This is a genomic window from Pelagicoccus sp. SDUM812005, from assembly GCF_031127875.1.
Taxonomy (GTDB): domain Bacteria; phylum Verrucomicrobiota; class Verrucomicrobiia; order Opitutales; family Opitutaceae; genus Pelagicoccus.
Map to the genome: position 1 here is coordinate 56,143 of NZ_JARXIA010000019.1, position 20,689 is coordinate 76,831.

A 20,689-nucleotide genomic window follows, 5' to 3' on the forward strand; every position below is an offset into this window, starting at 1 on the left:
CTGAGAATTTGGATACAAAAAGAGCCGCCTCGAATGGGAGGCGGCTCTTGTTTGGTAAAGCGTTTCGTTGCTCGAACCCTACTTCTTGATCTGTAGGGTGCGGTTGTTGATGAGCTGCAGTACTTCGGTCTCGAACTCTTCGAAGAGCATGGTGGGCTTGCCGTCGTGGAAGCGGCTGCGCACGGAGACCTTGCCTTCTTCGGCTTCGCGTTCGCCGACGATCAGGACGTTGGGGACCTTGTCGAGTTCAGCGTTGCGAATCTTGGCGCCGAGCTTTTCGGAGTTGAAGTCGCCGGTGGCGCGGACGCCGTTGGCCTTTAGTTGGTCGACGAGGCTTTGGGCGTAGTCGGCCACCTTGTCGGAAATCGGCAGGACGCGGACTTGCTCGGGGGCGAGCCATGTGGGGAAGTCGCCGCCGAAGTGCTCGATGAGCAGACCGCAGAAGCGTTCCATGGAGCCGAAGGGGGCGCGGTGTACCATGACGGGACGGTGCGGCTTGTTGTCGGATCCGGTGTAGTTGATGTCGAAGCGCACGGGCAAGTTGTAGTCGACCTGTACGGTGCCAAGCTGCCACTCGCGGCCGATGACGTCGCTGACCACGAAGTCGATTTTCGGGCCGTAGAATGCGGCTTCGCCTTCGACTTCGACGTAGGGAACTTCGAGGGTCTTGACGGCTTCGCGCAGGGCGTTTTCCGCTTTGTCCCAATTGGCGGGGTCGCCGACGTACTTGTCGGAATTCGGGTCGCGCAGGGAGACGCGGACCTTGTAGTTCTCCATGCCGAGGGAGCTGAGGACGATCTTGACGAGGTCGAGGCAGCCTTGGATTTCGCCTTGCAGTTGGTCTTCCGTGCAGAAGATGTGGGCGTCGTCTTGGGTGAAGCCGCGCACGCGGGTCATGCCGTTGAGCTCGCCGGATTGCTCCCAGCGGTAGACGGTGCCGAATTCTGCGAGGCGCACGGGAAGATCGCGGTAGGAGTGTGGCTCCGAGTCGTAGATCTTGATGTGCATGGGGCAGTTCATCGGCTTGAGGAGGTAGCCTTCGATGTCGCCGGTCTCGAGGTGGTTGGTGAGGGTCGAGCAGGTGGCGTTTTCGTTGGCGAGGTCCTCGAGGGAATCGCGTTCGATGAGTGGCGGGAATTGGGATTCCTGGTAGTACGGGAAGTGTCCGGAGGTCTTGTAGAGGCCGAGCTTGCCGATGTGCGGCGTGAAGACTTGGGTGTACTCCTGCTTGAGCAGTTGCTCGGAGATGAAGTCCTGCAGCTCCTGGCGGATGATGGCGCCCTTGGGTTTCCAGAGGATGAGGCCTTGGCCGACGGCTTCGTCGATGTGGAAGAGGCCCATCTCCTTGCCGACGCGACGGTGGTCGCGCTTGCGGGATTCCTCGAGCTGTTCGAGGTAGGAGTCGAGCTCGGCCTTGCTGGGGAAGGCGGTGCCGTAGATGCGCTGGAGCTGCTTGTTGTTCTCGTCGCCGCGGTGGTAGGCGCCGGCGATGGAGAGCAGCTTGAAGGCTTTGATCTTCTTGGTGTAGTTGACGTGCGTGCCGGCGCAGAGGTCGAGGAATTCGCCGTTGCGGTAGAAGGAGACTTGCTCGCCTTCGGGGATGTCGTCGAGGCGGCCGAGCTTGTATTCCGCTTGGCCGAATTCGGTGATCATCTTGACGGCTTCTTCTCGGGAAACCTCGATACGCTCGAAGCGTTGGTTTTCCTTGATGACCTTCTTCATCTCGGCCTCGATCTTTTCGAGGTCGTCGGCGGTGAACTTGTGATCCAAGTCGAAATCGTAGTAGAAGCCGGTGTCGGTTGGCGGGCCGATGTCGAGCTTCGCGTCTGGGAAGAGGCGAAGGACTGCGGTGGCGAGAACGTGCGACGAGGAGTGTCGGATCTCTTCGAGAGGAGTCATTTGTTCTTTCATGGAAAAGTAAGGGGAGTGTTCTGCCCGCGAAGGGCGCTGAGGTCACGAAGTATTTTTAAAGGCGGGAGTGGTCTTGCAGGTGGGCTCTGCGGGAGGGGCGTAAAGCCCGCGCCCTACAGTTTTTCGAGGTCGAAGCCGTCTTTGCGGTCGAGGGCTTTCCAGCCGGCGGCGGCGAGCTTGTCGCGCAGGGCGTCGGCGGCGGCCCAGTCCTTGGCTTGCTTGGCGTCCCAGCGCTTTTGGGCGAGGGCTTTGATCTCTTCGGGCGCTTCGACTTTGGGCTTTTCGATGACGACCTGGTCGAGGTCGTAGCCGAGAGCGAAGATGAGCTTGTGGAAGGGGACGACCGCTTCGGGGCCGGGCTTGCTCTTTAGGGCGGTGAAGATGCCGCCAAGGGCGCCGGGGATGTTCATGTCGTGGGTGAGCTTTTCCCAGGCGTCGGCGAAGGGGCCCCAGTCGTCGTGGAGGTGCTTGCCTTTGTTGATTTCCTTCAAGACCGCGGCGCGCTTGAGGCCGGCGGCGGCGAGGATCTCGTCGGAGAACTTGCGCAGCTTGACCAGGGCGCTTTGGGCGGCGACGAGGGAGTCGGAATTGAAGTTGATGGTCTGGCGGTAGTGGCCGGAGGTGAGGGCGTAGCGCAGCACGACGGGCGGGTAGCCTTTGGCCTCGATGTCGTCTACGGTGTAGAAGTTGTTGAGGCTCTTGGACATCTTGGCGTTGTCGACCAAGAGGTGGGCGGCGTGTATCCAGTATTTGAAGAACTGCTTGTCGTGGCCGCAGGAGCACTCGGATTGGGCGATCTCGTTTTCGTGGTGGGGGAAGGTGAGGTCGACGCCTCCGGAGTGGATGTCGAGGTTGTTGCCAAGGTACTTCATGGCCATGGCGGAACATTCGAGGTGCCAGCCGGGACGGCCTTCGCCCCAGGGGCTGTCCCAGTAGACGTCGCCGTCGGTGGGCTTGCGGCTTTTCCACATGACGAAGTCGGCTGCGGAGTCGCGCGTGTATTCGTCGGAGTCGACGGGGCCTTCGTCTTCGGACGGAGCGGCGTCGGTGAGCAGTTCGCGTTCCTTGATGCGGGAGAGCTTTCCGTATCCATCGAACGATGACACGCGGAAGTAGACGGAGCCGTCCTCGGACGCGTAGGCGTGGCCGCGTTCGATGAGGTCTTCGATCATCTTGATTTGCTCGGCGATGTGGGCGGTGGCCTTGGGCTCGATTTGCGGCGCGAGCATGTTGAAGCGTTCGCAATCGCGGTGGAAGACGTCGGTCCAGTGTTCGGTGAATTCGGAGAGCTCGCGTCCTTCTTCGATGGAGCGTGCGATGGTCTTGTCGTCCACGTCGGTGAGGTTGCGCACGTGGATGACCTTATAGCCGGCGACTTGGAGAACGCGCCGCATGACGTCCTGGTTGAGGAAGGTGCGGAAGTTGCCGATGTGGGCTTGGGCGTAGACGGTGGGGCCGCAGCAGTACATGCCGACGACATTGCCTTTGGTGGGAACGATGGGTTCCGCCTTGCGGGAAAGGGTGTTGTGGAATGTGACTGTTTTCAAAGGATGAGGTCTGAAGGATGAATGAAGAAGCTGCTTAGGTTTCGATTGCGTGTTGCGGGCGAATCCACAGCTTCGCGGGAAAGAGCCATGAAGAGTTTCGATAAGACCGAGGATTTCAAGCTGGATTTGCCGCGCCGCCCGCGGCGTTTGCGTCGGACCGCGTCGCTGAGAAGCATGACGCAGGAGACATACGTGCGGGTGGAGGACCTGATCGCGCCTTTGATCGTAAAGGAGGCGGGCGAAAAGGAGCCGGTGGGTTCGATGCCGGGTCTGTTTCGTTTAAATATCGAGGACTTGGTGGCGGAGTGCCGCGAATTGGCAGTGCTCGGCGTGCCGGCGGTGGCTATTTTTCCGAACATGGACCCGAGCTTGAAGGACGCGCTCGGCTCGGAGGCGGGCAATCCCGATACGCTGACCTTGCGGGCGGTGAGAGCCATCAAGGCTGCCGTGCCGGAGCTCTCGGTGATCACGGACGTGGCTTTGGACCCTTACACGACCCATGGCCATGACGGGGTGCTCAACGAGGATGGCAGCTACGTGGTGAACGACGAGACGGTGCGCCGCCTTTGCGAGATGGCGGTGCTGCAGGCCGAAGCGGGAGTGGATATCGTGGCTCCTTCCGATATGATGGACGGCCGCGTGGGTGCGATTCGCGAGGCCTTGGACGAGCGAGGGTTTATCGACACGGCGATCATGGCGTACTCGGCGAAATTCGCTTCGGCTTACTACGGGCCTTATCGCGAGGCGGTGGGCAGCGCCAAGGCGGCGGGCACGACCTTGCTTGGCAAGGAGACCTACCAGATGAACCCGGCGAATCGTCGCGAGGCGATCATGGATGCCTTGATGGACGAGGACGAGGGTGCGGATTTCGTGATGGTGAAGCCGGCTGGGGCGTATTTGGACATCATTCGCGAGTTGCGGGATGCGGCTACCTCGCCTGTGGCGGCGTATCAGGTTTCTGGAGAATACGCTCAGATCCACGCAGCGGCTCAGCTCGGCTGGCTCGACTACGAGAAGACGCGCGACGAGTCTTTGCTCGCCATCAAGCGCGCGGGGGCGGATGTGATTTTGACTTACTTCGCGAAGGAGGTTGCGAAGAAGTTGCGCGGATAGTCGCTTCTTTAGCGACGTGTCGCAGGCGACGGCCCTCGATCCGAATACGAAAAAGCCCGCTCGGTAGTGAGCGGGCTTTGTAGTTGGAAAGTGGTTACTTGTCTTCGTCCTCGTCTTCCTCTTCGTCGTCGCCGAGGTCGTCGTCATCGTCGTCGTCGGGTGGAGGACCTTCGTAGGTGTCGTCCGAATCGTCTTCGTCTTCGTCGTCTTCGTCCCACTTGAGGCTTTCGTCCTTGGAGATTTCGGAGGTGTCTTCCTCTTCGATCTCGGGGAGGTCTTCGAAGTCTTCTTCGCCGTCGGACTTGCTTGCGGAATCGTCGTCGTCGAGTTCCCAGCCGGCCGGCACGTAGTCGAGGATGTTGGTGACCTCGTTGAAGAGGTGTACGGCGCGTCCTTCGATGAAGTTGTTGTTTTCCTCTTCGCGGATGTCGTCTTCGACTTCGTCGATGGTGAGCTTTTGCTCGAAGTCGATCAAGTCGTTGAGCATGGCCACGCGAATCTTGGTGATGTGGTTGATGAAGTCAGCGTAGGGGCTGTTTTCGTCGTCCACGATGTTCGGCAGGCCGAAGAGCGGCTCCTCGGCGTCGGCGAAGCTTTCCTGGGAGCGCGTGAGTCGGATGAGTCCGTCCCCCAAGTTTCTTTGGATACGAAACGGGAGGAAGGCCGAATCGAAAAGGTCTTGGTCGAGCTTGTACTCTTGGAGCGGCTCAAGGAGGTCTAGGATGTGGGAGATTTGGCGCGGGTCGACAATGCTGAGGCCGTCGACGTCCCAATGGACATCGTCGCTCACTTCCACTACCCACCAGTTCGAATCTTCTCCGAGACGAACGGTGCACCACTCTAACTGTTTTGCTGCTCTTGGCATATTTTACGAATTACGGTTATCCAAAAAGCTCCTGCGGCTGCTAAGTCAATCAATGAAAGACTAAAAACGACGAAATGTTGTAGGGGCTTTAAGGCAATTTTGAAGGGCATCTTTCGAGGTCATTGCAAGTGGAAATTGTCGGCTCGGAGACATCCCTTGTGCGATCCCTTTAGATAAGGCGGATAATGCGTATGTTTTTGATTTCCAATACGTGACTTATTGCCTTCTTTTACGGATAGCATGGGCGCTGTCTACAAGAACCTACTGAAACCTCTATTTTTCAAGCTCGACCCTGAAAGGGCGCACGAAGTGACCGTGGACTCCTTGCGGGTTCTCCGCTCGATCCCGGGATTGACGCGCTTTCTGGGCGCCTTCAACCAGCTTCCGAGCGCCGCGAAGCCAGTGGAGGCCTTCGGCGTCACCTTTCCCAATCGCATCGGCTTGGCTGCGGGCTTCGACAAGAACGCCGTTTGCTGGGAGGCCTTCGAGGCATTCGGTTTCGGGCATGTGGAGATCGGAACGGTCACGCACAAGGCGCAGCCGGGAAACCCCAAGCCCAGGCTCTTTCGCTACCCCGAACACGACGCGGTGCTGAACCGGATGGGCTTCAACAACCACGGAGCCCAATCGGTGGCGGCCCGCTTGGCTGGCCAGCCCGGGCCGGGCGAGCGGCGGATTCCGCTCGGGGTTAACATCGGCAAGTCGAAGGTGACGCCGCTGGACAAGGCGGTGGAAGACTACCTCGGGTCCTTCGCCCTGCTAGCGGACCATGCGGACTACGTAGTGGTAAACGTCAGCAGCCCGAACACGCCGGACTTGCGCAAGCTGCAGGAAGGCGATCGGCTGCGCGAATTGCTGGGCGAGCTGGTCGCGGCGAACCAGGAGCGCGAGACGAAGCGAGCCGGCAGCCGCAAGCCGATCCTTTTGAAGATCGCTCCGGACCTGACGGAGGGTGAAGTGAGCGACATCGTGCAAATCCTGCACGACTTGCATTTGGACGGTATTATCGCAACGAATACAACCATGGCTCGCGAGGGTCCGTTCAAGGACATCGACCAGGCGGGAGGGATCAGCGGAGCTCCGGTTTGCGACATGTCGACTAAGATGATTGCCCACATCGCGAAGCTGGTGGATGGGAAGTTCCCGATCGTCGGCGTTGGCGGTATCACCAGTCCGGATACAGCCGCCCAAAAGTTGGACGCGGGAGCGACCTTGGTACAGGTCTACTCCGGCATGATTTTCGAGGGGCCGCTGCTGGCGAAGCGTGTGGCGCGTGGCTTGGCGGAAAAGTGCGGAGACCTCTAGCGAGACAGCGGCGCTGGGCCGCTATCTATTACAAAGAAGCAGCTTAGACCTCGACGGTGCCGGTGAAGACGTTTTTGGCCGGGCCGGTGAGGGTGACGTTGCTGACCTTTTCTCCGTCGCGGTCGAAGTCGATAGTGAGCACGTCGCCGCCTGCTACGAGCAGGGAGACAGGGGCTTGAGCGAGTCCCTTGAGGCTGGCGGCGATCGCCACGGCGGTGACACCGGTGCCGCAGGCGAGGGTTTCGTCCTCGACGCCGCGCTCGTAGGTGCGGACTTTGATGATGCCGTCGTCCTGGATTTGCGCGAAGTTCGCGTTGGTGCCCTTGGGGGCGAAGTCCTGGTGGTAGCGGACGGCACTGCCTTCGGGCTTGATGTCGATGGCGCTGACGTCGTCGACGAAAGCGACTACGTGCTCCACTCCGGTATTCATGAAGTGGTAGGTGAAGGTGCGGTGCGGCGTGACCAAGGTTTGGTCGAGCTTGAGGTCGCGCATGGGAGTGAGGCGAATGGTGAATTGCCCGTCCTTCGCGGTAGCCGTCATGGGGCCTGCGTCCGTCTTGAACGCGACGCTCGATCCGTCTCCGACCCCGTTTTGCAGGGCGAAGGAGGTGAAGCAACGGGCTCCGTTGCCGCACATGTCCACGCGTCCGCCGTCGGCGTTGTAGTAGACCATGGTCGCTTGGGTCGAGGCGTCCGCGGGCGGATTGAGGAGGATCAGTCCGTCCGCTCCGATTCCGAAGCGGCGGTCGCAAAGCTTGGCGACTTGTTCGGAGCTGAGCTCGATCTTTCCGTCGAGGTTTTCGATCATTACGAAGTCGTTGCCGGCTCCGTGCATCTTTGTGAAAGCGATTTCCATAGCGGTAATTTTGCTGGCTGGAATGGCGCAGCGCTCAGAAAATGCAACGATTCGTTTAACGGATCGGCTGCTGGGAGTCGTCGGCGAGCGAGGCAGCGAGTTTGGAGTCGATCTGCTCGAGGTAGCTCCGGGCGGCTCCGCTGACGGGAGAGCGGGGGCGGTAGTGCAGGTAGGTTTCGAGGGATTCCTTGGCGGCGTCGAAGTTGCCGAGCTTGAACTGGGCGATGCCTTCGGCGAGGTCGAGGTCCCAGAAGGTCGGGACGATGGCGTCGGCGCGGCGTACGGCTTCGAGGACGCCTGGCCAATCGGATTTAGCGAGGGCGCGGGCGGTATCGTTGTGGGACAGGATGAGTTCGTTGCGGCTTTGATCGGCGACGAGTTCGAAGTACCAGTCGAGGCTATCGGCTTTTTCGGGGAAGGAGACGATGACGGAGATGAAGTTGATGGGTATCCAGCTGAGGTTGGAGATGGACCAGGCGATCTGCTTTTCGAGGCTTTGCTCGACTTGTTCGGCAAGTAGTTCGGCGAGTTCCGAGTCGCCGAGTTCATGGGCGAGGGAGTAGAAGAGGAAACTGAGCTCGGGATCGACGAGGGTTTCGCTATCGAGCGTTTGCAGCATGGAAAGAGCCTTGGCTTCCTGTCCGTCGCGGGCGGCTTGAATGATGTCGTAGGTGGTCTGGTACTTGGGAGAAGCTCCTCGGGTTTGCAGGAAGGCGGAGCCTGCTTGGGAGCTGTTGGAGCTCGGTGTTGAGTTGAAGTGGAGGAGGTGCTGGTTGTGGATGTCGGCGAAGGAGGCGTCGGAATTTTCGGTCGCGAAATCTCGGATGGCTTGGAGGAAAGGCTCGCGTTGCTCGCTGTCGTCTTGGTCGATGCCGGTACCGATTGAGTAGACGATGGCGGAGGCGATGATCGAGGGATCCAAGCTGAGGATTTGCTCGAAGATCGAGGAGAGCAGCTCCTTGTCACTTAATGGGGAAATGGAATTGAGGTAGAAGATGAGTTCTGAGAGGTGTCCGAGGTAGTCGGCGCTGTATCCAAAATGTTGTACTTGGTAGGCTAGGGTGCCCGGAAGTTGCTCTAAGGAAACGGCGTCGGAGCTTATGAGGTAGCTGCTTGCTTGGGCGGAAGGAAGCTGGGCCGCTTTGCTTATCATCTCGAAAAAGGGCTGCACCTTTTGGGCGGAGCGCTTGGCTTGCAAGGCGTCGAGGCGGAGGCGTGTGTGGTCGAAATTGGCTCCGTCCAGCAGCTCTATCTCGGGAAGTTCGTCGAGGATGGGCTCGATGGCGTCCGGTCCGAAGCGGGCGACCACGTTGGTGATGGCGCCACGAAGCTGTTCTTTTCCGGCGTCGGAGAAGGGGCCTTCAAGCAGGTAGCGAATGGCAGCGAGGGATTGCTCGAGGTCGTCGGTGGGCAGTTTGATGAACTTCAGGATGCGTTTGAAGTCAGCTTGGTAGGCTTCCGAGAGGAAGGACGCGTCGGCGAGGAGCGTTTCCAGGAGCTCGGTGTGGCGTAGGTTGATAAGGTAGTAAAGCTGGGCTATTTTGATGTCGTTGCGTACGATGGGGTCGAGTTCCGGGTGGTTGGCGACGGCGCTGACTTGCTGGAAGACGAATTCCGGGTCGGAGTGGATGTACTGCCAATAGCGCAGGCCTTCCACGATGGCGGCTTGGCGGTCTTGGTTGCTTTCGCGGTCCGTGGATGCGAGCAGCAGGTAGTGTTTGACCATTTCCACGTAGCTGTAGTTGTCGAATAGGTTGGGCAACTCATGCAGCGGGATGCCGTCGCTATAGAGCGATTGCGTATCCAGAGGTTGGATATGGTTCCACCAACTGAGTTTGGCGGACTCGACGAAGCCGTTGACGATTCCGCTGAGGGCTTCGCTCGCGGCGCTTTGTTCCTTGATGATGTCCAGGTAGGAGTTGAGGTTGTCGACGATGGTGGCGTTGGAGCTTACGAGCGGGTTTTCGAGTTCTCTCGCTATCAGCGTCTTGGCGTCGCTGTGTTTTCCAGCGTCGGTGTAAAGGGCGGCGACGAGGTTTACGGATTGGGGCCTGAGGGTTGGCATCTCCGAGGTGTCGAGACGGGTCTTCAGCAGTTCGAAGGATTCGTCCTCCGTGATGCCCGTACTGGCGATGTGGCCGGCGAGCATGAGGAGGGCGAAGTCGATGGTTTCTGCGGAGGAGCTGCCATCGCTAAGGATGCGCTGGGTCCAGGCCTTGAGTTTGGGAAGATCCTTGTTGGCCAGGTAGGCGTGTACGACGAGGCGCTTCAGCTCTTCGGATTGCAGGTAGCTGCCTTCGTAGGCGGCGAACTGGGCAAGGTCTGCGAGGGCTGCGAAGAGATCGAGCGTTACGATGTCTTCTTGGAGGTTCTGCGAAATGAGCGAAAGAGTGAGCTTGAGGTCGGTCTGGTTGGACGCAGCTGAGAGGGCGGCGCTGATGAGGTGCGCGTGGTAGGTGCGGAGGTCGCCTTCGGCGTTGGCGTCCTTGACGGATTGTGAGAAGGTTTCGTAGTCAGCGATGAGCGGCAGGCGGTCGGGCAGGTCGGCGGTGTCGATGCCGAGCTTGTCCATGGCTTCGTAGGCGCTGGAGATGAGCTCGCGGCTTCGCTTCCAGTATTGGTCGCGGAAGGCGGCGTCTTGGTTCATGGCGAGGATGTTCCGCGCTTGGGCGGATACGTCGGCTTGTTTGAGCTTTTCGGAGTCGCCCTGGGAGAGGTAGTCCAGGGCTTGAAGGGCGGAAGCGGTGTCGCCGTTAATTTGGGCAAGGAAGAAGCAGCGCAAAAGACCTGTGTGAACGCGGTAGTTCGAGAAATGCATTTCACCGCCTTTGAGGTAGCGCTCGATGGCTTCTTCGGCGCGGCCCATTTCCTCGAGCGCTTCGGCGTAGCGAACGTGAGCGACGCTGAGGGAGCTGTCTTCCAAGGCTGGGAAGGAGACGAGGTGCTGCAGCAGTTGGATCGCCTTTTCGTGGGCGGCATCTTGGCGCAGGGCTTTGGCTAGGTTTATATTCGCGTTGACGAGGTTCGTATTGGCAGGCGCCAGCTCGAGCAAGGTTTCGAACAAGGCGGCTTCGAGCTCCGGTTCTTCGAGGTGGTTGGTGATGCTCCAAATGGCCCAGTAGATGTATTTGCTGGCGAGGTCGACGTTCTCTGGATGTCGAATCAGATAGGCGAGGCTGAGGGCAGCTTGCTTTTCCCATTCTTCGGCCTCTTCGGTGGCTTGGATCATCTCGTCGAGTTTGCGATCCGAAGTTTTTTTGGAGGGGAGGTGCTTGCTGTACCAAGACGCGTCCTGCTTTTTCAGGAGTTGTTCGATGGCCTTCCCGGATTCGACCAGTTTGCTTTCGAGCAGCAAGGTCGCTTGGATACGTTGGAGCGAAGTGAGGCAGTCGGATAAATCTGGATACTCTTTGCAGATCGGTTCGATGGTGCGTTGCCAGGCCTTGAGCGCCTTCGAGTCTTTGATGTCGTGGTTTTCCTCGAGTTCGCTGCTGACGTACTCGACCAGCTCCTTGAACTTTTGCGGATGCGTTTTTTCGATTTCGGCGATGTCGGTCTGCAAGGCTTTGGCATTGCCGGTCCTGAGGTGGTGGACAACGAGCAAGTGAGCGAGGTCGTTGAGGGCTCCCGATTCGTTGAGCATCCCTAGTTTGATAACGGGGAGGACGTCTTTCGCTTTGGAGTTCTGTAGAATGCGAGCGGCATTGTAGGCCGACCAGCCTCTGCGGTAGGAGGATAGGGCTTCGTCTTCGGCGAGGCGAAGGAACAGTTTCAGCGCGTCCTTCTCCTTGTCGAATTTTTCGAGCTCTTGGGCGAGCAGGTATTCACCCCAAGCCAGGTATTCATGGGTGATGTCTTCTTTGTATTCCGTAACTAGATTTTCGATACGTCTGGCCAGCTTTCGTGGTTCGACCCTGTCGATGTCGAGGCGGACGATCTCCATGTGGGCTTCGTACAGTTCGCCTCGTTCCTGCGGAAACCATTCGATTACTTGCTGGAGGGCCTTGCGTCGCTTGTCGGGCTCGCCGCTGGGGTAGAGGTCGTCGACAAGGGCGAGTTGGGCGACGGCTGAGGATAGTTTTGGGAAAGGGTCATCGACTTCGCTTTCGGCTGCTGCGAGAGCTTCGATCGTGGAGAAGGTGACGGGCGTTTTCCACCAGCGGTTCGCGGCGCCGACGGCCTTGTGGAACTGGGCAAAGTTCTTGGGCGTGATACGGTCGGTTTTGTGAACGACGGATACCGTGGCATTGATCTTGTTTTCTTCCTGCCACCATTGACCGCTGTATTGATAATCTGGAGTCGATAGATTTAGGCCTTTGGGGAGTGAGTTGGGGCGGACGCTGCCGGGCAGTTTAAGGGAGATGGATACGTTCGATTCGCTCTTGTCTAAGCTGAATTCAGTGGAGCGTCCGTCGGAGCTGTCGCCGGGGGAGGGAAGCATCCAAGCGAGGTTCGGGAGCGGAAAGGTGTAGTTGCTGGCGTCGTCGCTGGCTTCGTTTTTCAAGGTGAAGTAGGCGCTGGCGATCGGCTTCTCGGAATTGTAGTCAGGGTTGAAAGTGACATCGGCCATTTCGGCTCCCGGGAAGAAGCCGTCGATTCTTTCGTGCATGTTCCAGCGGAGGCCTTCCTCGGTCTTTTCCTTGAAGGAGGTTTCGTACCAGGTTCCGTAGGAGCCGTCCACGTACATGCGGAGCCATCCCGAGAGGGTGAGGTCGCTTGATAGGCTGAGGTCGAAGGCGAAGTGTATTTGGCCAGAGGATACGAGAGGCGTTCGTGCGATCTCGGCTCGGTCGTCCAGGATCATGAGCACGTCGCGGTTGACGTCGCCTCGGGGCAGGTCTCCGACTTTCAGGTTTTCAACGGTGGCATCGAGGAAGAGCTTCGATCCATCGTCGTTGTGGACGACGGTGATGGCGTGGTTGAAGTGGAAGGGGGATGGGAAGTCGCGATCGAATTTCCCGAAGCTATCGGTATCGATCAAGACGAGGTTCGCTTCGATGCCTTTGTATTTCAGGGCAGCGGCGAGGAGGTTGGCCTTGTCCTTGCAGTCGCCGTATTTCTGGTTCCAGACGAGGTTGCAGTCGTAGGGCTGGTATCCGGCGAGGCCAAACTCCAGGCCGGTGTAGCGGACCTCGTTGGCGATGGGGTCGAGGATTGCTTGGATGATTTCGTTTCGGTCTGTGAGGCCGGCTGTCCAAGCGTCTATTTCCGCTTTTAGTTCGTCGCTTAGGGTATTTCTTTCGTTGATCAGTCCACGTATCCAAGATCCAACGTCATCCCAACTGTTGAAGGTTGTAACGCGTGCCACGGGGCCAGTGTCGCTGGCGGGTTCGCGTCGCGTTTCCCATTCGCGGCCGTCGCGGTTTCGGTCTTCGTAGAAAAGGCGAGTGCGACCGTTGGCGGCGGTAATGCGAGGTTCCGGAACGCCGCTTCCGATTTGAGCTCGGTGGAATCTTTGGGCGAAGGAGTCCGGGACATCGATCTCGTAGCGAGTGAGGTAGATTGGCCAATTGAATTGGAAATAGAAGCTGTTGACGAGTTGGTCGGCTACGATGGGCTCGAATTCCTTGGTGATGACGATGTGTTCGGTGATGCTGCCCACCTCGATGTCGGGATAGATGACCACGAGCTCTTCGTAGTCGGTGTAGAGGTTGGAGTCTGCCTCGTCCTGTGGTGACTGGACGAATACGGCGTTTTGGGCGACCGGAGTTACGGTGCCGTCCGCTTTGATGGCGTGGGCGAGGACGAGGTGGATGGATTCCTGGTCCTTGCGATACTTGAAGGTATCCTTGCCGATGGGGTCTACGCCGGATTGCTCGAGGACGTAGAAGATGCCATGGTCGACGCGGTAGCGCTCGTTGTCCTTCGCTACGTACTCGATGCGTTCGTTGAGCAGGACGATGCCCGGTTTGGCTGCGTCCTTGAAGCGCTCGATGCCGGCCGTGACTTCTTCGAGGGGCGTGAGGCGATCCTTGATTTCGTTGTAGAAAGGGATCGGCTCGAAGTGTTGGGGAGCGGTTTGGGAGTGGAGAGAGCTGAGGGAAAGGTTGAGGAGTAGCGGGAGGAGGAGACAAAAGCGCATGCCTCTTGGAAAAGCCGAAGCGTGGCCGCTGGCAATTACAATCTGCGTAAAACTACCGACTAACGCTTCGCGCTAGCGTTGGCGGTAGCTGTGCATCAAATCGATGATGGACTCGCGCAGGGTGAAGAGTTCCTTGCGTATATCCGAGGTCCAGCGGTGTTGGTCTGGCTTGAGGGAAATGCAGGCTTCCATGGTGGCGATGGTGAGATGGAGCAGGTGCAGGGCCCGCTTGAGGGCGGCGACGACGAAGCCCGGCTCGGTCTCGACGCCTTCGGACACTTGCTCGAGGGCGGCGATGAGTTTGCTGACGGTCATTTGGCCGTGCCAAATCAGCTGGTTCCATGGGTTGGAGGAGTCGTCGCTCAGCAGGTCTCTCGACTCGGATTCGTCGTAGAGCTTGGAGGTGATCTCCATCATGGAAAGGATGAGCGGGTGGTTGGGAAGGTAATCGAAGCTGGGGTCGGCCTTTTCGTCTTCGTCCTCGTCCCAGTCCTCGAAGAATTCCTCGGTCACTTCCATGGAGTCGATTTCCCAACCCATGGCTTGGGCGATGATCTCCTCGCAGTCCGGCGCGTTTTCGTACTTTTCGAAGAGCTCGAGGAGCATGTCGCTGCGGGCGTCGGTCTTTTGGAGGTAGGCTTCCCACTGGAACTCGTCCATGTCTTCGTCGAGCGGCTCTTCGCGCCGGTCGGCGGGGTCGAGGGCGCGGGAGAGCTCGTCCATGAAATTGAACATGGCTTGCTTGTTGGCTTCCTGCTGGTCGCGTTCGGCGTCCTCGGACAGGGACCATTTGGGCAGGCTGACCTTCCAGGTGAAGTCGAGGGATTCGATAAGGACGCGTCCGTTCGACTCGCTGAACCATTCGAGGTAGAGGCAGTTGGCGAGGGTGAAGGCGGGCGGGTTTTCCGGAATTTCCTCCAGGTCCTCGAAGTCGGGCGGCATCTTGACTTTCTTGGATGCGGTCATGTCGCCCACGGTGCCTTCCTGGAAGATGTCGAAGCCGGTGTAGTCGCCTTCGATGGCGTTCGGGTTGCGGAACTCGAGCCTCGAACCGGCGAGGTCGCGGTAGCAATTGCCCTTGAGGTTGAGCTCGATGGGCTGGTTGAGGCCTTTGAGCCAAACTGTGCCGACGACTCGCCCCGGAACTATATTTTGGATGAGACCACGAACAACGTACTTATCTATGCGCCAAGCCATTAATTAGGCGCAATTTTTGGTGGGTGGCGCCTCTTGTCAATCACTGGAATATATAGCGAGGCCGAGGGCTGGCTTGACGGGCTGAGGGGCGCGAGTCAGTTCAGGAGTCCGAAAATGAACGACTACCTTTCCATCTTTCTGCTCATCCTGCCCGTGTTTGCCATGTTGGCGGTGGGCATGGCGCTGCGGTGGAAAGGGTGGCTGGACAGCTCGGTGGAGAAGGGCATGACCCTGCTGGTAGTAAACGTTTTCTACCCTTGCCTGATCGTGAGCGCCATGCTGAAGGCGGAGCCGTTTCGGGCCAGCTCCGGCTCGCTCTGGGGGCCGGTGATCGGTTTCGGCACGGTGACCTTCGGCTTTCTGGTCGCGACCTTGGTAGGGCGAGCCTTTGGGATCAAGAAGGGTAGGGGCTTGCGTACCTTTGCTTTCTCGACGGGGATCTACAACTATGGCTATCTGCCTATCCCGCTGATGGAGAGCATGTTTGGACCGAACGAGCTGGCGGTTCTGTTCATCCACAACGTGGGGATCGAGGTCGGCATCTGGACGGTGGGGATTTCGTTCTTGGCAGGGGGCTCCTTGCGGGACGGCTTTCGCAAGATCGCGAACCCGATGGTGATGGCGCTGGTGGTGGGGCTGGCTCTGAACATGAGCGGTTTGGCGGAAAGTTTGCCGGGGGTGGCGACCCGTACTCTTTCGCTGTTGGCGGGCTGCGCGGTGCCGCTGGGACTTTTGGCTATCGGTACGAACTTGTTCGACCATATTCGCTCCGGCGAACGGCTTTGGGAGGCGCGGGACAGCCTGTTGGGCACGGTGTTGCGGCTGGGGCTTCTGCCGTGCGTGGGGCTGGCGATCGCCTGGTATTTTCCGCTTCCAATCGAATTGAAGCGGGTGCTCGTTTTCCAATCGGCCATGCCGGCTGGCATCATGCCGATATTGATTGCCAAGCACTATGGCGGGCAGCCGATCGTAGCGGTACGGGTGGTGATGGCGACAACCGCGATCGGCTTGTTGACCATGCCTTTGTGGATTCGCTTCGGCTTGGACTTGGTCGGATCCTAGGACTGGGCCGGCTAGTTCTTCGGTACGGCGACGAGGTCCTGGATGAGCTCCAAGAGCTTGCGGATGGAGAAGGGCTTGTCGACGTAGGCATCGATTTCCAGCTCTTGGCATTCGACGCTTTCCTGTTGCGGTAGGCCTGACATGAGCACGATCTTGATATCCGGGTAGGCCTTTTGCATCTCCTTCACGACGGTGGCGCCGGAGGCGCCTGGCATGATGGAGTCGGTGAGCAGGAGGTCGATTGTGCCGTCGTAGTTCTTGCCCTTTTCGATGGCTTCGAGGCCGTCTTTGGCGATGACCAGGTTATATCCGCTTTGGCCCAGTCCGAGCTCGAGAATCTCGCGCACTTGTTCCTGGTCCTCGGCCACGAGAATGGTGGGCGTGGCGCCCGACTTGGAGGACTCGGCGCTGGGCATGCGTTCGAGCAGGTCCGGCGAGTCCTCGCGTTTGACCTCTTCCAGCACCTCGGGAAAGTAGAAGGAAAACTCGGTGCCGCTGCCGATTTCGCTGTCGACCATGAGGTGTCCGCCGTTGCTCTGGATGATTCCGTAGACGATGGAAAGGCCGAGGCCGGTGCCGGCGCCTTTTTTTGTGGTGAAGAAGGGTTCGAAGATTTTTTCCAGGACGTCGCGATGGATGCCTTGCCCGTTGTCGCGCACGGTGACTTTGGCGTACTTGCCGGGCTTGGGCTTTCCGGTGATGAAGATCTCGGCCCCGGTGAGCTGGATCATGCTGGTCTTGAGGGTGACGACTCCGTCGTGGCTGGTGATTGCCTCCTGGCCGTTGACTACCAAGTTCATGATGACTTGGTCGATCTGGTTCGTATCCACTTTTACGTTGCTCAGGCTCGGGTCGAGCTGGGAGGTGAAGCGGACTTCCTTTTTGAGGATGCGGGAGAGCATGGGCATCATGTTGCCGATGAGCTCGTTGAGGTTGGCGACGACGGGGCGGTCGCTCTTGCCGCGGCTGAAGGAGAGCAGTCTGCTGGTGAGCTTGCTGGCGCGGTCGGTGATCTTGAGGATCTCGTTGGCGTAGACGTGGTCCTTTTTGCTGAGGTCGCGGGAGTTGCACAGCAGTTCGCTGAATCCTCTTTGTCCGGCGAGCAGGTTGTTGAAGTCGTGGGCGATGCCGCCGGCTAGGCGGCCGACCGCTTCCATACGTTGGGTGTGGCGGAGCTGTTCCTCGAGTAACCGTTTTTCGGATACGTCGCGCAGGGTTACGAATAGGGCGATGGATTCTCCGATGGGAGTGCGGCTTACAGTCATCTCGACGGGGCGAACCTGTCCGGAGGTGGTGATGAATTCGGCGCTGTGGCGCTGGTGGCCGTTGTTTTCGTCGATGAGGGTGTTGAGGTGGTCGACTCGGAAGTCGGGGTGTTCGGGAAAGATTTCCTCGAAGCGTTGCCCGACGAGCCGCTCCGTATCCAAGAGCTTAAAGGAGGACATGTTCGCTTCGATGATGACGCCGTCCTTGGGGGAGAGCAGGAGCAGGGCGTCGGTCGAGTTGTCGAAGAGGGAGCGGAACTTGATCTCGCTGCGCAGGATGGCGCTCTGGGTTTTCTTGGTTTCGGTGATGTCGGTTTGGAAGGAGATGAAGCGGGTGACTTTGCCCGAGTCGTCGACGAGCGGGTTTCCGTCGATGCTGACCCAGTAGGGGGCCCCGTTTTTCTTGTACTGCACCAATTCCGCGTGGAAGGCTTTGCCTTTGCGGATGCGGTCTCGCATGTGCCGCACGGAGCTGGTTTCGGTGAGCGGACCTCTGAGCAGGTCGTTGGGGTCGCGCCCCACGATGTCCTCGAACTTATAGCCGGTGCATTCCGAGAAGGCGTTGTTGCACCAGCTGATGTTTCCGAACTGGTCGTAGACGAGGATGGAGAGCTGGACCTTGCGGGCGAGGTAGGAGAATAGCTTGAGGTCTTCGACTACGCTTTGGTTGTCGAAGTTGTATTGGTGCATCCCAATGAGGGCGGAGGGAGATTGGCCGTTCGTGGCGGGGGCCCACTTGGCGAGGGTCGAGACCTTGCGGGTGACGCCGGTCGCGAGGGTGACGCGGTATTGGATATTAATCTCGGAGGCGTCGCCCTCCAGGATGTCGCTGAAGGCGTTTTCGACGAGGGAGCGCTCGTTTTCCGAAACGCAGGTTAGCCACTCGGAGAGGTGGACGTTTCCCATTTCGCCGACGTCGTCGTTGCCGAAGTGCTCGAAGACCTTGGTATCCTTGTCGAAGGTCCATCCGATGATCGCTTCCTCGGCGCCCTTGGTGATGGCGGGGGGCGAATGCGGGGGCGATTTGGCGAGGAGCGGTTCGGCGGTGCAGCGAACGCCGTCGCGCCCACCGCAGAGGGCTTCCTTTTCGAAAGTCAGGCAAAAGACGCGGGCGCCGTTTTCGCCTTCGACTTCCAAGCGGAGAAAGCGCTGCAGCTTGGGATCCTCGGACACGAGGACTTTGCGGACTTCCTCGGTGAGGCGCGCTTGCTGCTCGGGGGAAAGGGAATCGCAGTCCAGCAAGGAAAAATCGGTGGATCGGGTCGAGCCGAGTATGGATCGAGCCCCGTTTGCGAAAGCGACTACGTTAAAAAGCTCGTCGACCACGAACACTGGATTGCCCGAACTTTCCTGGAGTCGGTTCAGGGGGCGAGCGATCTCGAGCTCCAGCTGGGCGCTGTCCTTCGCGTCTTCGTTCACTTGCGAGGAAGTCGTAGTGTGCTTCTTGTCTGGCATGTAGCTATCGATGAGTTGGGCCTTTCGATACTTTGAAAATCTACCTAGAGGCGTTGGAAGGCTACGTCAAAAGCTTAGGCCGTACAAGCGGTTGGCCCACTTTTATGAGGTTTTAATTGGCGTTTGCAATTGTCCTCCAAGGCGGCATAGGTAGCGGCTTCAGTGGGGATATGAAGAGTGACTTTCAAGACGAAAACGCAGGCCTCGAATTGCTAGGCCAATTGGTAGGTATTAATAGCGTGAACCCTGTTTTTGGTGGCCCGGGGGAGCGGGAGCTTAGCGAATTCGTCTGCGGATGGCTGGCCGACCGCGGCATCGCTTACGAAGTTCAGGAAGCGCTGCCGGGGCGTTGTAACGTGGTGGCCCGCATCGGACCGGCGGACAAGCCGACCTTATTGTTGGAGGCCCACATGGACACGGTAGGCGTGGAGGGGTGGGCGGAAGGAAGCCCCTTCGAACTGCGCGAGGAGGGCGAGCGTTTCTACGGCCGCGGGTCTTGCGACACGAAGGCGAGCTTGGCGACTTTCATGCTGGTGCTGGAGCGTTTCTCCCGACGGGAGGAGGAGCTCGCGTTCGGTCTCGCCTTTGCTGCGACCGTTGACGAGGAAAGCGAGCAGGAAGGGGCGTTTTGCTTGGCCAAGAAGAAGGAGGAGCTCGGCTTGTCCTTCGCCATCACGGGCGAGCCCACTTGCAGCGACGTGATCGCTCGGCACAAGGGAGTGGGGCGCTACCTGCTGACGACGATGGGGCGAGCGGCCCACGCTTCCACGCCTGAGCTAGGCGAGAACGCGATCTACAAGGCAGCCCGCATTTGCCAGTCCTTGGAGGCTTTGGAGGAAGAGCTGAAGGCGAGGCCGCGGGAACGAGAGATCGAGCGCGGCACCGTTAGCGTGGGCTTGGTCAAGGGCGGGATCGGCTTCAACGTGGTGCCGGATTCCTGCCAGATCGACGTCGACCGTCGCTTGGGAACCTCGGAGACGGCGGACGCGGCTCGAGCGGAGCTCGAAGCGATTTGCCGGAAGGAGGAAGGTTCTCAGCTGAAGACCTTTTTGGAACGCCCGCCGCTGCGCGGGGAAACGTCGGCGGACTTCGTGGCTAGGCTACGGACTGCGGCCCGGGCGGCGGACATTGAGATCGGCGAGCGTGAGGTCCCTTATATGACCAATGCGGTTTGCTATGAGGCTGCGGGCATTCCGGCTGTGGTATTTGGACCGGGAGATATCGCTCAAGCCCATAAGAACGACGAGTTCATCGAGAGGGGGCAAATGCTTCGCAGCCTGCGTATTCTCGAATCGTTCCTGCTCGGAGGCTCGGGGCGGTAGCGACTAGGGTGAAATTGGCGGTTAAATAACCGCCAATTTAGGACGAATCGCCTAACGAAGTGAGTAGGAGGGACGATATATCCAAGGGTTGTACCTCTTGTCTCGTCTTTTCCTCTCATGATTCTCGGATTCATAGCGATCGCCGCATTAGCCATCGGGCTCATCTACCTGACTCTCCGGAGCTCCAGCACGACGAGCACGCAAATTGTCGACGTAGTAGGAACAGTCGATGGACGCACGGTGGAGGTGCTGGTGAACAAGGTGAAGGAGCGGGTGATCCTGGCTGGGATTGGCTTTCCTCCGGGCGACCCGCGATCGGAGCAGGATTGCGCCGAAGTCGTTGAGGAGGTGGTGATGGGCCGCCGCCTCTATATGGAAGTCTTCAAGGAGATCAGCGGCTGCCGCTACGTGACCCTGAACTCTTCGAACGGCGATTGCCTCAACGAAATGATGCTGAGGAAGGGGCTCGCCCGCTACGAGTCTACCGGGGTTGGCTTTATCGGGAAGTTGGTAGAGGCCGAAACCAAGGCCCGCAACGAAGGCATCGGAGTCTGGGATCAGAACCGAGCGCTTTTTCGCCACCTGGCCGGCGGTCAGGCAGAAGGAGTGGATGTCGATTCCCTGTCCGTAGAGGATTGAGGCGCTTTTCGAGCGGCTGGAGGAGTGGGGTTTAGGTCGAATCAGCAAGTCAGGCGCAAGCGGGAACCCT

12 protein-coding genes are annotated in these 20,689 nt (G+C 59.1%); 5 read left to right on the top strand and 7 right to left on the bottom strand.

Going from position 1 to position 20,689, the window contains the following annotated elements; translation table 11 throughout:
- Positions 1-78 precede the first annotated feature (78 nt).
- Both thrS and cysS read right to left on the bottom strand, forming a co-directional pair.
- Positions 79-1,911 (bottom strand): threonine--tRNA ligase, encoded by a 1,833-nt coding sequence (thrS, locus tag QEH57_RS19595; protein ID WP_343224820.1) that lies wholly within the window; start codon positions 1,909-1,911, stop codon positions 79-81.
- Between the two features lie 113 nt (positions 1,912-2,024).
- Positions 2,025-3,458, bottom strand: coding sequence for a cysteine--tRNA ligase (cysS, locus tag QEH57_RS19600; protein WP_309008484.1), 1,434 nt, complete (start codon positions 3,456-3,458; stop codon positions 2,025-2,027).
- Between the two features lie 87 nt (positions 3,459-3,545).
- On the opposite strand from cysS, the gene hemB reads away from it, so the two are divergent.
- Positions 3,546-4,571, top strand: coding sequence for a porphobilinogen synthase (hemB, locus tag QEH57_RS19605; RefSeq protein ID WP_309008485.1), 1,026 nt, complete (start codon positions 3,546-3,548; stop codon positions 4,569-4,571).
- A gap of 94 nt (positions 4,572-4,665) precedes the next feature.
- Here hemB and QEH57_RS19610 read toward each other — a convergent pair whose 3' ends face one another.
- On the bottom strand, positions 4,666-5,436 hold the full coding sequence (locus QEH57_RS19610; RefSeq protein WP_309008486.1) for a hypothetical protein: 771 nt from the start codon (positions 5,434-5,436) through the stop codon (positions 4,666-4,668).
- Positions 5,437-5,676: 240 nt separating this feature from the next.
- On the opposite strand from QEH57_RS19610, the gene QEH57_RS19615 reads away from it, so the two are divergent.
- Positions 5,677-6,741 carry a quinone-dependent dihydroorotate dehydrogenase gene (locus QEH57_RS19615; RefSeq protein ID WP_309008487.1) on the top strand — a complete coding sequence of 355 codons (1,065 nt, stop codon included), beginning with the start codon at positions 5,677-5,679 and terminating at the stop codon, positions 6,739-6,741.
- 43 nt (positions 6,742-6,784) lie between these two features.
- Here QEH57_RS19615 and dapF read toward each other — a convergent pair whose 3' ends face one another.
- From dapF to QEH57_RS19630, 3 genes are all read right to left on the bottom strand, one after another.
- Positions 6,785-7,597: a diaminopimelate epimerase gene (dapF, locus tag QEH57_RS19620; RefSeq protein ID WP_309008488.1), complete on the bottom strand. Its 813-nt coding sequence runs from the start codon at positions 7,595-7,597 to the stop codon at positions 6,785-6,787.
- 55 nt (positions 7,598-7,652) lie between these two features.
- Complete coding sequence (locus tag QEH57_RS19625) at positions 7,653-13,679, bottom strand: DUF3857 domain-containing protein (protein WP_309008489.1); 6,027 nt, start codon at positions 13,677-13,679, stop codon at positions 7,653-7,655.
- Positions 13,680-13,751: 72 nt separating this feature from the next.
- The gene (locus QEH57_RS19630) at positions 13,752-14,876 is read right to left on the bottom strand and encodes a hypothetical protein (protein ID WP_309008490.1); all 1,125 of its coding nucleotides are present in this window, start codon (positions 14,874-14,876) and stop codon (positions 13,752-13,754) included.
- 114 nt (positions 14,877-14,990) lie between these two features.
- On the opposite strand from QEH57_RS19630, the gene QEH57_RS19635 reads away from it, so the two are divergent.
- Positions 14,991-15,938 (top strand): AEC family transporter, encoded by a 948-nt coding sequence (locus QEH57_RS19635; RefSeq protein WP_309008491.1) that lies wholly within the window; start codon positions 14,991-14,993, stop codon positions 15,936-15,938.
- An 11-nt stretch (positions 15,939-15,949) separates the two neighbouring features.
- Here the strand turns inward: QEH57_RS19635 and QEH57_RS19640 are convergent, their stop codons facing one another.
- A complete protein-coding gene (locus QEH57_RS19640) occupies positions 15,950-18,658 on the bottom strand; it encodes a PAS domain S-box protein (protein ID WP_309008492.1) in 2,709 nt (902 codons plus the stop codon).
- Positions 18,659-18,897: 239 nt separating this feature from the next.
- On the opposite strand from QEH57_RS19640, the gene QEH57_RS19645 reads away from it, so the two are divergent.
- Positions 18,898-19,980 carry a M20/M25/M40 family metallo-hydrolase gene (locus tag QEH57_RS19645; protein ID WP_309008493.1) on the top strand — a complete coding sequence of 361 codons (1,083 nt, stop codon included), beginning with the start codon at positions 18,898-18,900 and terminating at the stop codon, positions 19,978-19,980.
- 117 nt (positions 19,981-20,097) lie between these two features.
- The gene (locus QEH57_RS19650) at positions 20,098-20,619 is read left to right on the top strand and encodes a thermonuclease family protein (protein WP_309008494.1); all 522 of its coding nucleotides are present in this window, start codon (positions 20,098-20,100) and stop codon (positions 20,617-20,619) included.
- Positions 20,620-20,689: the final 70 nt, after the last annotated feature.